This window comes from Marivita sp. (assembly GCF_017643905.1).
Lineage (GTDB): Bacteria > Pseudomonadota > Alphaproteobacteria > Rhodobacterales > Rhodobacteraceae > Marivita.
On record NZ_JAEPMO010000044.1, the window covers coordinates 1 to 14008 of the forward strand.

Below are 14008 nucleotides of genomic sequence, written 5' to 3' on the forward strand. Positions count from 1 at the left end.
AGATTCAACTAAACAACACCAATATAGGCAATGTGTGTGACTACAGAAATTTGCCCGAACACAACCGCTAAATCATTGAAATAACTCAGCCAGCCACCCTCAATTCAGGCGAATTTCGGCGGATTTTGTCGAACTTGGGTTGCTTTGGCCTTTTTCGCGACCACTCAACGGGAAAATCCGGCAGGCGTGTGTGAAAGTCAACGCAAAGCACAGCCCATCCTGTGAAAAAGACCCATACTGCGGCCTCGGTGCAAGATACCATCCTTGGTGGTTCCTACGGGCATACCCGCGAGATATAGTCGGGGACGACTCATCCTAGTGGGAAAGGATTCGCAATGCCCCTGTCGCCGGAACAAGAGGCCGAAATCTCCGAACAGCGCAGCGCGCCGCAGCAGACGCTGCGCGCGGTCAGCGAGGGTATGGAGGGGCACCTTTACACCGCCTATCCTGTTCTGGATCACGGATTCATCCGTGTGGTGGATTACATGGGCGACGACGCCGCGATCTGTCAGGCGGCGCGCGTATCGTACGGCAAGGGCACGAAATCCGTGCAGAATGATGAAGGGCTGATCCGGTATCTGATGCGGCACTGGCATTCGACACCGTTCGAGATGTGCGAGATCAAGCTGCATGTCAAACTGCCGGTCTTCGTGGCGCGTCAGTGGATCCGGCACCGCACCGCGAACGTGAACGAATACTCGGCCCGTTATTCGATTCTGGACCGGGAGTTCTACATCCCCGCGCCCGAGCATCTGAACGCGCAGTCGGTGATCAACAACCAGGGGCGCGGCGCGGCTTTGGAAGGCGAGGAAGCGGACCGCGTGCTGCGCTACCTGCGCGATGACGCGATGCGCTGCTATGATCATTACGAAGAGATGATCAGCCAAGAGGGCCAGCAGGGACTGGCCCGCGAGCTGGCCCGGATGAACCTGCCCGCGAACATCTACACGCAATGGTACTGGAAGGTCGATCTGCACAACCTGCTCCATTTCCTCCGACTCAGAGCAGATTCGCACGCGCAGTATGAAATAAGGGTTTACGCAGAAGAGATTTGCAAAGTCGTCGCCGACTGGGTCCCCTTCGCCTACCGCGCCTTCGAGGACTACCGCATGGGCGGCGCGACGCTGTCGTCAACCGCGATGGACTGCGTGCGGAGGATGCTCAAGGGCGAGACCGTGACGCAGGAGAACTCCGGCATGTCCAAGGGGGAATGGCGGGAGTTTGAGGGGGTTATTCTAAGTTGATATTTGACCCACCATACTCGCCCGAAACATGGATTCCGTATTTACAGCTGGGAACAGAGGTGCTGCGAATTATCGTTTGGCCTGTCGTCGCTACCATTTCTGTATTGGTTTTCAAAGACCAAATCCGGCCGTTGCTTCTGAACATTAGAAAATTCGGACCAAGCGGTGTCGAAATTCACGCTCCAACACAAAATGCGAGTGGATTTGACGAAATAATTGAGCCGGAATTAGTTTTGCCACCGGATATCGAGAGTGACCCGGTGGCAAGAGAAATATATGCAAGTGTTATAAGCGCTTTCGAAGGTTTTTCAGATCAGGAGAAGCTTAGCCGTCTTTATTTTAGTCTCACGTATCGTGTCCTTGAGAAAGACTTTTATCGCGTCTATCTCGGAATATTTGGCAGTCAAATTAGAGTTCTTGAGTTGCTCAACGCGAGTCCGGTGACAAGGGATAAGCTCGAGGCGGATTTCTTACAGTTTAGAGATGCGCAACCGCCACTAAGTGCATGGTCTTTGGACCAGTATCTTAAATATCTATTCGATTGGAGGCTTATTTCTGAGGAAACCGAACTGTTCAAGATCACCTCGACGGGAAATATGTTTTTGGTTTTTCTTGCTTCCCAGCAATTGGATAAAAATAAATCTCTTTGAGTTCTTGTTTTGAATTCAAACAATGAAATTTTAAATGCGACTACGGGATTGAAAGGGGAGGAACCGAACCTGAGCCCGGCCTCCGCCTCAACAAAATGTCACCCCAAAATCCCCGGCCAGTTGGCCTCGCCCTTGGCGATGTTTCCCGGCACGTCCTCAAGCCACAGTTCGCGGGCGCGGAGGTTGGCGTTGAGGTAGAGGCGGTCCTCGTAGATCGTCCAGGCCTCGGGGGTTGTCGGCGCGAGGTAGCCGCGGGACGCGGCGAAGGCGCAGTAGCCTCCGAAGGCGGGTTCGTAGGCGGTGGGGTTGGCGGAGAAGGCGTCGGCGGAGGCGGGGTCGGCAAAGCGCCAGGTTGCGCCTTTATAGTCCACAGTCACGTTGCCGCCGGGCACCGGGCCGTTCGTGGTGAAATAGCCCACCGGGTCAGAGCCGTCGATGGCGATGCCGCCTTCCTGGTAGATCTCGGGTTCGCGGGCCAGCGCCGGACGGGCGAGCCAGAGTGCAGGTGTGGCAAGGGCGAGGGCGGAAAATGTGCGGCGGTGCATGGGCGTTCATCCTTTTTCAACAACTCTGCGCCAAAGATGGCAGCGAAAGCCACGGAAAGAAGGAGGTTGATACACATCTCGCAGTGTCGTGAAATATCGTCATCGCCCAGCAGGCCCTTGGCATTGGGGCGTGTCCCGCTTATACGCCCGGTCTGATCCCGAACAGCCGGAGGCCCATGATGCAGGGCAGCGCCAATCTCAACATCATGATTAAAGCCGCCCGCAAGGCGGGCCGGTCGCTCAACAAGGATTTCCGCGAGGTCGAGAATCTGCAGACCTCGGCGTCGAATGCCGTGGAATTCGTGTCACGGTCGGCCTCGGCCGCAGGGGCCATTCTGCGCGATGATCTGACCGGTGCGCGTGGCACCTATGGGTATATTGATCCGACCGGTGAAGCCGATGGTGAAGACCCGACGCGCCGCTGGATCGTGAACCCGCTGGAAGGGGCTGCGAATTTCCTGCACGGGCAGCCGCATTTCGCGGTGTCCATAGCGCTCGAGCATAAGGGCCAGATCGTGTCTGCAGTGGTGTTCGACCCGGCCAAGGACGAAATGTTCTACGCCGAAAAAGGGCAGGGTGCCTGGCTCAACGACAACAAACGCGTCCGCGTGTCGAGCCGGACCAAGCTGGTCGAGGCGGTTCTGGGTCATGCGGTGCCGTTCAGCGTGAAGCGGACATTGCCCGCAACGCTCAAGGATCTGGCTCGCGTGATGCCGGAATGTTCGGGGATGCGCGCCTCGGGATCGTCGGCTCTGGATCTGGCCTATGTGGCGGCCGGGCGCTTTGACGGGTTCTGGCAACGCGAAGGCGCGGTGACGGATCTGGCGGCAGGACTTTTGATTGCTTCTGAAGCCGGTGCTTTGGTCGAAGGTGTCCGTCCAGGACAGGTGCCGTTGGAAGACGGGTCCGTTCTGTGCGCCAACAACCAGATTTTCGCGGCTCTGGCCAAGGTGATCCGCACAACCGACTGACGAAGGGCTATCCCGTCCCGACGGCTTGTGTATCATACCCCCAAAAAGTTGACTGGGGGATCCTATGCGCCTTAAGGGAGTTCGTGGCAGCCGCAACATCGAAGACCGCCGCCGGAGCGGCGGTGGCGGCCGTGCCGGTATCGGTGGTGTGGGTCTTCTGGTGGTGCTGGCCATCGGCTATTTCGCCGGGATCGATGTCACGCCCTTGCTGCAACAGGCAACGCAACCTGCCTCTGCCCCCAGAGAGCTGAGCGCCGAAGAAGAACGGGCAGCGGAATTCACCTCGCGCGTGCTGGCGACGACAGAGACGGTGTGGGGCGAGATCTTTCCGTCGCAGGTCGGGCGGCCCTATGAGCCACCGGTTCTTGTGCTCTATTCCGGTGTGACGGCCTCGCCCTGTGGCAATGCAAGCGGTGCGACGGGCCCGTTCTACTGCCCGGCCGACCAGAAGGCGTATCTCGACACGGAATTCTTTGCGACGCTGTCGCGGCAGTTGGGCGCCCGCGGTGATTTCGCGGCGGCCTATGTGATTGCGCATGAGGTTGCACATCACGTTCAGAACGAACTGGGCATCCTTGGTCAGGTCAATGAGCGGCGGCAGGTCGTTGGTGAAACGGATGCCAATGCGCTGACGGTGCGACTGGAACTCCAGGCGGATTGCCTGTCGGGGGTCTGGGCGCGGTCGGTGGACGGATTGCTGGAACCGGGGGATATCGAAGAGGCGCTGAACGCGGCGCGGATGATCGGCGATGACCATCTGCAGGAACGCGCGGGCCGGGTGCCGCAGCCGCATACCTTCACGCACGGCACGTCCGAACAGCGGTCGCGCTGGTTCGCCATCGGGTTCCAGAGCGGCGATATCCGCAGTTGCGACACGTTCCGGGCGCAAAGGCTGTGACATGATCGTCTCTGCACTGTCCGTCGGGCAGGGAATCCTTGCCATTTCGCCCATACCCGGGGCCGAGGGCGATTATGCGGGCGACGTGCAGCATCTGATCGAATGGAAACCCGCCATTGTCATCTCTCTGGTCAACGAAGTTGAGATGGTCGCCGCAGGAGCGGCTGGGCTGTGGCATGATTTGGTCGAGGCCGGATGCCGCTGGGAACATCTGCCGATCACCGATTTCGGCGTGCCGGACGATGCATTCGAAGAGGCCTGGCCCGTGGTAAGCGCAAATGCCCGGCGCGCCTTGATGGGGGGCGGGCGAATCCTTGTGCATTGCCGTGGCGGATGTGGCCGGTCAGGTATGGTGGCCCTTCGGTTGATGATCGAATTGGGCGAGGCGGCAGATGATGCCTTGGCCCGACTGCGCGCGGTCCGGTCCTGCGCCGTCGAGACGGACGCGCAGATGGCGTGGGCACTGTCGGCAAAACGGGAACCGGCGCTGTTCCTGCGCCACGAAGACTGATTGGGATAAGGTGAGAGGCTGGACAACGACCCAAGCGGGGCTCGTTACGGCTGCTTCCTTCCGGACCTGACCGGGTTGGCGAGGTGCTCGCCCGCGCCAACCTCTCGAGGCTTGAGATAAGGGAGGTCTGCGCGAATTGCAAGCCAATGGCCTTTGCGAATGCGGCCTCGTGCATTGTTCTTTTCGCCGTCGCGTGGCAATCGCAGTCCATGGCAGGAGTTGAGGTGTGCGATGCGCAGCGCGGAACAGGTGACTTTTGGCGGCTCGGGCTTGGATCGTGCGGCAGAATTGCGGGGGGATATCCCGGCGCTTGCAACTCTTCTGCAGGACGCAGGGTCGCGGACAATCGTCCTGTGGAAAGGCAAGCCGTTGGTCGATCAATCACTTGGCGGCTGCGCGTTGATGCGTCTGCCGCTGAATCATCCGATTTTGAAAGAGGCCCGCAGCGCACCGATTCTTCTTGGGCGTGAAGACGGAGAGGCACGGTTTGCGCATGATGTCTCGGATTGGGTCCCGGACACGGATCTGAGCGATGTGGGCGCGTTCATCGACCGGAGCGTCCAGTCGCATCCGACTTTGCCGCAGGAGCAGGGATTTGCGGAACTGCGCAGCATCATGACGGCCCTCAGCGCTCGAGATGCAGAACTGGCGGCAACCGCCAAGGCGATCATGAGCTGGCATGAGTCGCACGGGTTCTGCGCGAAATGCGGCGCGTCGAGCGACGTCACGCAAGCCGGCTGGCAGCGGGTGTGTCAGGCCTGCGGGGCGAGCCATTTTCCCCGCACTGACCCGGTTGTGATCATGCTGATCACGCACGGCAACAAGGTGCTTCTGGGCCGCTCGCATGGTTGGCCGGAAGGGATGTATTCCTGTTTGGCGGGTTTTGTGGAGCCGGGCGAGACCATCGAGGCGGCGGTGCGTCGCGAAGTTTGGGAGGAAGCTGGCGTGCGCGTTGGGGAGGTGAGATACTTGTCCAGTCAGCCTTGGCCGTTCCCCGCCTCGCTGATGTTCGGGTGCCACGGTATAGCGACGAGCGAAGAGATCACGATTGATCCGCATGAAATCGAGGATGCGCTGTGGGTCAGCCGCGAAGAGGTCATGGATGCACTTGCAGGCATCAGGCAGGGAATCTTGCCCGGACGTAAAGGGGCGATCGCGCATTTTTTATTGCGGAACTGGCTTGCCGATACGCTGGAATGACGCAACTCTAAGGAAACGTGAGGCGAACAGGGGCACGCCGATGCAAGTGACGGGTACCGAGGATTTAGCTGCTCCGATCGAGCATGTGTTTGCAGAGCTGACTGCATTTGACGCGATGGAGCGTCAGGCCATGCGGCGTGGAATCGAGGTGCGACGCCAGTTTCGGGGGGCGGCCCCGTCTATCGGCGACGGATGGGAAGCACAGTTCAAGTTTCGCGGGAAGCAACGGACAGCCAAGATCACGCTTCAGGCTTATGATTCACCGAATATGGTGCAGTTCGGCGGTGTGTCGGGAGGATTGGAGACGACGAGCCTGATCGAATTGGTGCCGCTTTCACCGAAACGGACTCGGGTCAACCTCGTGTTCAAGATGAGCCCCAAAACTCTATCCGCGCGACTGCTGGTGCAATCGTTCAAATTGGCGCGGTCCAGCATCAACAAGCGGTTCAAGGCGCGCATCACTCAATATGCGCGCGAGATCGAAAACAGGGTGGTCAAAACCGCATGAGCTTTTTCAAAACCGTTGGTGCCATCGCGCTGACCCTCTTGCCTGTCACTGCGACAGCGCATGAATTCTGGATTGATCCGGTGGAATACGCGGTGCCGTCTGGGGGGACCTTGGTTGCCACTTTGCGGGTTGGCGAGAATTTTGCCGGAGCCGAACAGTCCTATTTGGACCGCAACTTTGTGCGTTTCGACACACAATGCGGCGGCATGGTCGATCCGGTCCCGGGCCGCGCCGGGGACCGTCCTGCGTTGAATGTAGCAGCCCCTCGGGACGGGTTGTGCGTGATCATCCATCAGACGAAGGACTACACGCTGACCTACAGCGTCTGGCAGAAATTCGTGAATTTTGTCGAGCACAAGGATTTCGAAGGTGTGCTGGACGAGCACGCGGCGCGCGGATTGCCCGAAACCGGGTTTATCGAGCTATACAGCCGTTATGCGAAAAGCCTGATTGCTGTGGGTGATGGTGCGGGGTCCGATGCCGAGGTCGGGCTGGTCACTGAAATCGTCGCCGAAGCGAACCCCTACACAGACGACATCTCGGGCGGTTTCCCGATCCGTGTGCTCTACAATGGCGCGCCGCGTGCCGATGCGCAGGTAGAATTGTTTGCACGGCCTCCTTCGGGTGAGGTCGAGGTGAGTTTGCATCGCACAGATGCCGACGGCCGGGTCACCTTGCCCGTGCAGCCGGGCTATTCTTACCTCGCTGATGCCGTCGTCCTGCGACCGATGGAGCCGCAGGCCGAGAAAGACCCCGTTTGGGAAAGTCTTTGGGCGTCGCTGACCTTTGCCGTGCCGGAGTGACCGGCACGCGCTTTATTTGCCGTGCCAGTCGAAGAAGCCGGGGCCTGCACGATCCAGCAGGGTCCGCGCCAAGGCTTGGCCCATCGCAACGCCATCGGCGATTGTACCGCTGATCTCGTCGGTATGGGCGTCCGAACCGTCGGGGCGGAGCACTTCGCCGCGCAAACGGAGCGTGCCCCCGTCGAGTTCGGCCAGACCGGCAATCGGCGTTTCGCAAGATCCGTCAAGTGCCGCGAGGAAGGCGCGTTCTGCGGCCAGGCGCTGACCTGTCGGGGTGTCATGGATCGCGGCCAGCATTTCGGCGGCGCGTGTGTCATCGACCCGCCGTTCGATCCCGATAGCACCCTGCGCCACGGCGGGAAGCATGTCGGCGGTTTCAATGGCGGTCTTGGGAACCTCATCCATCTTGAGCCGGTTCAGGCCCGCCATCGCAAGGAAGGTGCAGGAAGCCACACCGTCTTCGAGCTTTTTCAGGCGTGTTTGCAGGTTGCCACGGAATTCCACCACGTTGAGGTCGGGACGGCGGTTCATCAACTGTGCGCGGCGGCGCAGAGATGAAGTGCCCACGATTGCGCCAGACGGCAGATCCGCGATCTGCGTCACGTTGTGCGAGATAAACGCGTCGCGCACATCTTCACGGGGCAGGTAGCAATCAAGCATCAATCCCGCGGGCTGGGCGACGGGCATGTCCTTCATCGAATGTACCGCGATGTCGATACGGCCACCGAGCATCGCTTCTTCGATTTCCTTGGTGAACAGACCCTTGTTGCCGATCTCTTTCAGCGGGCGGTCCGCATCGATCAGCGTGCGGTCGTCGCCCGTGGTCTTGATGACCACGATGTTGAACGCCTCAAACGGCAGGTCGAACGCCTTGGACAGGCGTTCGCGGGTTTCATAAGCCTGAGCCAATGCAAGCGGAGATCCGCGGGTGCCGATGTTCAGGGGCTGGTCGGGTTTGGGCAGGTCAATCGTCATGAATCGATCTTTATGCGTGTAAACTTGTCCTGACAACCATGCTTGTCTTGACATATGCTTTTCTACGGTTGATCCGAGGGGCATAGACAAGGAAAGACCTGATGAGCCAGACAAAAACCATCCTCCGTGCCCTTGCGGGCGAAACTCTTCCGACCCCGCCGATCTGGATGATGCGTCAGGCTGGACGATACCTTCCCGAGTACCGCGCGACGCGCGCGCAGGCCGGGGATTTCTTGTCGCTGTGCTACAATTCGGAACTTGCGGCCGAGGTCACATTGCAGCCGATCCGCCGCTACGGGTTCGATGCAGCGATCCTGTTTGCCGACATCCTTCTGCTGCCGCAGGCGCTGGGCGCGGACCTTTGGTTTGTGACGGGCGAAGGGCCTCGCCTTTCGACGATCACCACGCAGGCAGAGTTCGACAAGCTGGGCCGCGGCGAGATGATCCATGACACGCTGAATCCGGTTTACGAGACCGTGCGCATCCTGCGTCGCGAGCTGCCCGAGGAAACGACGCTGATCGGGTTTGCCGGGGCGCCGTGGACCGTGGCGACCTACATGATCGCCGGCAAGGGCACGCCGGATCAGGGGCCGACACATGCGCTGAAGGAAGAGAACCGCGCGCTGTTCGAGGCGATTCTGGAACGGTTGACGGAAAGCACTATCGACTACCTGTCGGCACAGATCGATGCCGGGGCCGAAGTGGTCAAGATCTTTGACAGTTGGGCGGGATCGCTCAAGGGCGACGATTTTGAGCGGTATGCCAAGTACCCCGCCAAGGTCATCACAGAAGAGATCAAGCGCCGTCATCCCGGCATTCCCGTGATCGCTTTCCCGCGTCAGGCAGGGGATGGCTATATTGGGTTCCATGCGGCAACCGGGGCCGATTGTGTGGCGGTCGATGACAGTGTGACGCCCGAATGGGTGGCCGAGCATGTGCAGCCCGGCGGCTGTGTGCAGGGCAACCTGGCTTCGCATCACATGGTGACAGGTGGTCAGCAACTCGTGGACGAGACCCGCAAAGTCGTGGATGCGCTCAAGAACGGACCGCATATCTTCAACCTTGGTCACGGGATCACTCCCGACGCAGACCCCGAGAACGTTCAATTGATGATCGACACGGTGCGCGGGGCCTGACCCCGCCAAAACCCGTCAACGTGTTTTGCACCTCCGGGACCGGAGGTGTCAGGGTACGTGGCTGCCGGGACGCGTGGGTCCGATGACCTTGCCCTTCTGGCGTTCGCGCAGGAACACGAACAGACCTGCGCCAAGGATCATGGCGCAGCCCGTCCAGATCGCGGGCGTCGGCCATTCGGCAAAGATCAACCAACCCCAGAAGATCGCGAGCGGCAGCCCGATATATTCGAATGGCGCAATGCTGGCCGAAGGGGCCATGCGGTAGGCGGCCGTGATGCAATAAGCGATGATACCGTTACAGACCCCGGTCAGAAGGAACAGCGGCCAGTCCTGAGCGCTGGGCCAGACCCACGCCTTGAACAGGAAATGGAGGCTGGGCGAGTTCGGGCCGGGATCGACTTTTCCGTCGCCGACGATCAGGTAGAATAGGCTGGAGACCAGCAAAAACATCAACTGGTTGTAGATGGTGAGCGCCGCGGCGGTGCTCTTGACACCAAGCGCACGGGTCAACACGGCCATCGACGCATGCAAAGCCGCTGCGATCACCGGCAGGGCGAAAAGCCATGGTGGGCCATAAATTGATGCCTCTCCCCAAGGCTCTTGCATCACGATCACCCCCATGAAGCCAAAGACAATTGCGCCAAGCCTTAAGGGACCGACCTTTTCCTTGAGGAATAGAAAGCTGAACAGCGGTCCTACAAAAAAAAGCGCTGTGGTCAGGCCCAAGGGCAGAACCGCGAGCGAGGCGAAGAAGGTCATGTTGGCGGCCACCAGCGTCAGTCCACGCAGAACATGCAGGCCGGGACGATTGGTACGCAGCAGGGATAAACCGCCTTCGCGGTGGAGCATCACGAAAGAGAACAGGATCCCAATGGCGGTGCGGCTGAACACGATCTGGTGCAACGGATAGCCGCCCGACAATGCCTTGATCAGCATATCATTGATTGAAATGGCAAAGACGCCAATGCAGATCAGAGTGATACCACGGGCTATGTTTGCGTCAGACTGGGCGTTCATGGGTCAGGCATAGGCCCATCGATCCGCAAGGTCAGGTCCAAAAACGACGTGCACATCGCATGCGTTCTGGCGCACGACTTTCGCCATTGCGTCTGCGATGCGTCGTATTAGGTATGCCGCCTGTCCGAATGCAAAGGAGGGCCACGCGATGCCCATGGTGCGGATTACAGATGTTCGTAAAGCCTATGCCAGCGGATTGGAAGCGCTCAAAGGCGCGTCGCTGGATATTCACGAAGGCGAAATCCTGGCGCTGCTCGGCCCCAATGGTGCGGGGAAGACCACGCTGATTTCCACGATCTGCGGGATCACGCAGCCGACATCCGGCACAATCACCGTGGGCGGGCATGATGTTGTGACCGATTATCGCGGCGCACGGTCTTTGGTTGGCTTGGTGCCGCAGGAAATCAACCTCGAACCGTTCGAGCGGGTGATCAATACGGTGCGGTTTTCGCGGGGCTTGTTCGGCAAACCCAAGGATGACGCTTTGCTGGAACGCATCCTTCGGCAGCTGTCGTTGTGGGACAAGAAAGACAACCGGATCATGGAGCTGTCAGGCGGGATGAAGCGGCGTGTGCTGATCGCCAAGGCGTTGGCGCACGAGCCACGGGTGCTGTTTCTGGACGAGCCGACCGCCGGGGTCGATGTCGAATTGCGCCGGGACATGTGGGAGATCGTGGCCGGGCTGAAGAAGGCAGGCGTCACGATCATCCTGACCACCCATTACATCGAAGAGGCCGAGGCCATCGCCGACCGGATTGCGGTGATCAACAAGGGTGAAATCCTGCTGGTCGAAGAAAAGACCGCGCTGATGACGCGGCTGGGGCAGAAGGAGCTGCGCATCGAACTGCACGAGCCGGTAGATGCGTTGCCCGCTGCACTGGCGGATCGCGGTTTGCGGATCGAAGAGGGTGGTCAGGTGCTGGTTTATACCTATGACACCGCGCAAGAGCGCACCGGTATTGCCACGCTGATCCGCGAAGTGAGCGAGGCCGGACTGGTGCTGCGCGATTTGCAGACGCGGCAGAACTCGCTTGAGGATATTTTCGTCGGGCTGGTCTCGAAACAGGAGGACGCGGCATGAACTGGCAAGCCATCCGCGCGATCTATGTCTTCGAGATGTCGCGCTTTTTCCGCACGTTGCTGCAAAGCTTCGTGTCGCCAGTGATTTCGACCTCGCTTTACTTTGTGGTCTTCGGCGCCGCCATCGGCAGCCGCATCGACCAGGTCGAGGGGGTGTCTTATGGCGCGTTCATCGTGCCGGGACTGATCATGTTGTCGGTGATGACGCAGGCGATTTCCAACGCGTCCTTCGGGATCTATTTCCCGAAATTCATCGGCACGATCTATGAGCTTCTGTCGGCCCCGATCAACTTTCTGGAAATCGTGCTGGGCTATGTCGGGGCGGCGGCGACGAAGGCGCTTTTCATCGGGATCGTGATCCTTGGCACCTCGGCGCTGTTTGTGGACCTGAGCATCCAGCATCCGCTGGCGATGCTGGCCTTTCTTGTGCTGACCTGTCTGAGCTTTGCGCTGTTCGGGTTCATCATCGGCATCTGGGCCGGGAATTTCGAGCAACTTCAACTGATCCCACTGCTGGTGGTCACGCCTTTGGTGTTCCTTGGCGGGTCGTTCTATTCGATCTCGATGCTGCCGCCCGTGTGGCAGACGATCTCGTTCTTCAACCCGGTCGTGTACCTTGTCTCTGGCTTCCGCTGGTCGTTTTTCGGGTTTGCAGATGTGCCCATCGGGCTGAGCCTGTTGGCCATCGCCGGGTTTACGGTTCTGTGTCTTGCGATCATCTGGTGGATCTTCAAGACGGGCTGGCGCATTCGGCAATAGCACAGGTCGGCCTCGGCTTTGCCGAAAATCATCAATAGCTGACGATTGCCACGCCCGCCAAGACAAGCGCCCCGCCCGCGAGTTCGCGGCCTGACAGGGGCTGGCCAACGAAATAGGTTGCCAGCAGAACCAGAAGCGTTTCCGTCGCCATGATGGCGATATAGGCAAGACCCAGATCGACTTGCCGCAAGAGCAGGATTTCGGAGATGACAACGGCCGCCAAAACCAAGGCGATGGCACCGATCACGGCCGTCGTCAGGTCTTCCGAGGCGATTTTCATCAAGAGTGTTGCAATGGCGTAGCCGACTCCGGCTGCGATGGCCAAAACGGCCTTGTTCGAAAAAAATTCGACAACAAGCATTGGAATGTCCGTTTCAAAAAATGGGTAGTCTGAAAAATTTGATGTCGAAGAGTACCACGGTTTGTGGTTTTGCAAAGACTGGAAAACCATACCTCGGCGCAAATTTCAGGTCGGTTTTCAAACCTATAGGGTGATTGGTGTGCAAGAGTTTGGTCCGTTTCTTGGAAACGGCAGGGATGGTGCGAAATTCCGGAATTTCGCGCTTCAGATTGCAGCAGGTTGGCCCCGTCCGCCCATAACGAGGTCCATGCTCATCCCACCGATCCACATGCAGAAAAGAGCAAGCCACGCTGTCCCGGAAAAGATCGACCCGCCGGTCACACCCGCGCCGATGGCGCAGCCGCCCGCGAGCATTCCGCCGAACCCCATGAGCGCTGCGCCGATCATGGCGTTTCGCATGGGGGTTGGGCCTTCGAAGCCCTGGAATTTGAGCTCTCCTGTCACGAACGCGGCGAGGAATGATCCGATCACCACGCCCGGCACCAGACCGACGTCGAATTCGAGGATTGACGAGCGGTCAAGGAAGAACATCAGCGTATTGGCTGACGGCCCGGTGAAGGTGGCGCTTTCGATCTGCACAGGTTCGAACGCCACGAGGCTGAGCGCGTAGGTAAGGGCCCAGCCCATGGCGACGGCAAAGCCAACGCCTGATGCAAAGACCAGACGTTGCCAGCCGATCTGATTGCGGCGCGAAAGTTCAAGGGCGAGAAGCGCTGTGGCAAGGCTGAAGACAAGGCCGGATCCTTCGGGCAGGTGCAGCGTTGCCAGAAGGTCCATGTTTCGCCCACCCGAGGTGATCCACATGGCGGCCAATTGATCACGGATCGGGGCAAGCCAGCCGGTGAGGCTCATCTGCGCTACGACAGCAAAGATCAGGCCCGAGACCACGGACCGAAGGTTGCCCGTGGCGGCAAGCACAAGCAGCCGTCCAGAGCATCCACGAGCGAGCACCATCCCTGCGCCGAACATCAGGCCACCGATGATGGCGCCAGACCAGCTTCCGGGAACAGCCATCATGCGGGCCTCGGTGGTGTCGATCAGGCCGAACATCTGCGCCGCCTGCACCCAGACCACGGCTGTCGAGAAGGTCAGCAGCCAGACGGCAACCTTGTCCTGCATCATGCCACGGGCGAATTCGACCGTGGCCGCGCGCAGGCAAAAGCGCGAGCGTTGGGCGGCGACACCAAAGGTGATGCCGGTGATCAGGCCGAATAAGGCGGCGGTGGGTGCTTCGCCGATTTGGTCCACAAGGGTCACAAGGTCCATGGCGGTCTCCGTCTGGGTTGGCCATGTATGCGCAAGGATGAATGTGTCGGCTTTGATTTGGATCAGATTGATGGGCGGTGTTAA

Annotated in this window: 16 protein-coding genes and 1 other RNA gene; 11 read left to right on the plus strand and 6 right to left on the minus strand. The window is 59.5% G+C overall.

Annotated elements, in window-relative coordinates; all coding sequences use genetic code 11:
• The first annotated feature begins 335 nt into the window (after positions 1 to 335).
• Positions 336 to 1244, plus strand: a complete 909-nt coding sequence (thyX, locus tag JJ869_RS08845; protein WP_292266239.1) for an FAD-dependent thymidylate synthase — start codon at positions 336 to 338, stop codon at positions 1242 to 1244.
• 59 nt (positions 1245 to 1303) lie between these two features.
• Entirely contained in the window at positions 1304 to 1894 is a 591-nt protein-coding gene (locus JJ869_RS08850; protein ID WP_292266242.1) for a hypothetical protein, read from the plus strand.
• Between the two features lie 98 nt (positions 1895 to 1992).
• On the opposite strand, the gene JJ869_RS08855 is transcribed toward JJ869_RS08850, so the two are convergent.
• A complete protein-coding gene (locus tag JJ869_RS08855; protein ID WP_292266244.1) occupies positions 1993 to 2439 on the minus strand; it encodes a YHS domain-containing (seleno)protein in 447 nt (148 codons plus the stop codon).
• A 179-nt stretch (positions 2440 to 2618) separates the two neighbouring features.
• Here JJ869_RS08855 and JJ869_RS08860 point away from each other — a divergent pair, with 179 nt between their 5' ends.
• The 3 genes from JJ869_RS08860 to JJ869_RS08870 all read left to right on the plus strand — a co-directional run bounded on the left by JJ869_RS08860 (position 2619) and on the right by JJ869_RS08870 (position 4819).
• Positions 2619 to 3410 carry an inositol monophosphatase family protein gene (locus JJ869_RS08860; RefSeq protein ID WP_292266311.1) on the plus strand — a complete coding sequence of 264 codons (792 nt, stop codon included), beginning with the start codon at positions 2619 to 2621 and terminating at the stop codon, positions 3408 to 3410.
• 64 nt (positions 3411 to 3474) lie between these two features.
• A complete protein-coding gene (locus JJ869_RS08865; RefSeq protein WP_292266246.1) occupies positions 3475 to 4308 on the plus strand; it encodes a neutral zinc metallopeptidase in 834 nt (277 codons plus the stop codon).
• 1 nt (position 4309) lies between these two features.
• Positions 4310 to 4819, plus strand: coding sequence for a protein-tyrosine phosphatase family protein (locus JJ869_RS08870; protein ID WP_292266248.1), 510 nt, complete (start codon positions 4310 to 4312; stop codon positions 4817 to 4819).
• Between the two features lie 8 nt (positions 4820 to 4827).
• Here the strand turns inward: JJ869_RS08870 and ffs are convergent.
• An RNA gene (gene ffs, locus JJ869_RS08875) (signal recognition particle sRNA small type) lies at positions 4828 to 4926 on the minus strand.
• Positions 4927 to 5050: 124 nt separating this feature from the next.
• On the opposite strand from ffs, the gene nudC reads away from it, so the two are divergent.
• Genes nudC through JJ869_RS08890 form a run of 3 tightly spaced genes read left to right on the plus strand, consistent with a single transcriptional unit; the run spans position 5051 to position 7330 of the window.
• Positions 5051 to 6019 (plus strand): NAD(+) diphosphatase, encoded by a 969-nt coding sequence (gene nudC / locus JJ869_RS08880; RefSeq protein WP_292266251.1) that lies wholly within the window; start codon positions 5051 to 5053, stop codon positions 6017 to 6019.
• A 40-nt stretch (positions 6020 to 6059) separates the two neighbouring features.
• A complete protein-coding gene (locus JJ869_RS08885; RefSeq protein ID WP_292266254.1) occupies positions 6060 to 6527 on the plus strand; it encodes an SRPBCC family protein in 468 nt (155 codons plus the stop codon).
• Complete coding sequence (locus JJ869_RS08890; RefSeq protein ID WP_292266256.1) at positions 6524 to 7330, plus strand: DUF4198 domain-containing protein; 807 nt, start codon at positions 6524 to 6526, stop codon at positions 7328 to 7330. The genes JJ869_RS08885 and JJ869_RS08890 overlap by 4 nt, the downstream gene beginning before the upstream one ends.
• Before the next feature lie 12 nt (positions 7331 to 7342).
• Here JJ869_RS08890 and hemC read toward each other — a convergent pair whose 3' ends face one another.
• Positions 7343 to 8305: a hydroxymethylbilane synthase gene (hemC, locus tag JJ869_RS08895; protein WP_292266258.1), complete on the minus strand. Its 963-nt coding sequence runs from the start codon at positions 8303 to 8305 to the stop codon at positions 7343 to 7345.
• Between the two features lie 101 nt (positions 8306 to 8406).
• Here hemC and hemE point away from each other — a divergent pair, with 101 nt between their 5' ends.
• Complete coding sequence (hemE, locus tag JJ869_RS08900; RefSeq protein WP_292266260.1) at positions 8407 to 9441, plus strand: uroporphyrinogen decarboxylase; 1035 nt, start codon at positions 8407 to 8409, stop codon at positions 9439 to 9441.
• A 48-nt stretch (positions 9442 to 9489) separates the two neighbouring features.
• On the opposite strand, the gene JJ869_RS08905 is transcribed toward hemE, so the two are convergent.
• Entirely contained in the window at positions 9490 to 10458 is a 969-nt protein-coding gene (locus JJ869_RS08905) for a DMT family transporter (protein ID WP_292266262.1), read from the minus strand.
• A gap of 148 nt (positions 10459 to 10606) precedes the next feature.
• Here JJ869_RS08905 and JJ869_RS08910 point away from each other — a divergent pair, with 148 nt between their 5' ends.
• Positions 10607 to 11539 (plus strand): ABC transporter ATP-binding protein, encoded by a 933-nt coding sequence (locus tag JJ869_RS08910; protein WP_292266263.1) that lies wholly within the window; start codon positions 10607 to 10609, stop codon positions 11537 to 11539.
• A complete protein-coding gene (locus JJ869_RS08915; RefSeq protein ID WP_292266266.1) occupies positions 11536 to 12297 on the plus strand; it encodes an ABC transporter permease in 762 nt (253 codons plus the stop codon). The genes JJ869_RS08910 and JJ869_RS08915 overlap by 4 nt, the downstream gene beginning before the upstream one ends.
• A gap of 31 nt (positions 12298 to 12328) precedes the next feature.
• Here JJ869_RS08915 and JJ869_RS08920 read toward each other — a convergent pair whose 3' ends face one another.
• Both JJ869_RS08920 and JJ869_RS08925 read right to left on the minus strand, forming a co-directional pair.
• Positions 12329 to 12658, minus strand: coding sequence for a 5-aminolevulinate synthase (locus JJ869_RS08920; protein WP_292266268.1), 330 nt, complete (start codon positions 12656 to 12658; stop codon positions 12329 to 12331).
• A gap of 204 nt (positions 12659 to 12862) precedes the next feature.
• Complete coding sequence (locus tag JJ869_RS08925; RefSeq protein WP_292266269.1) at positions 12863 to 13924, minus strand: YeeE/YedE family protein; 1062 nt, start codon at positions 13922 to 13924, stop codon at positions 12863 to 12865.
• Positions 13925 to 14008 lie beyond the last annotated feature (84 nt).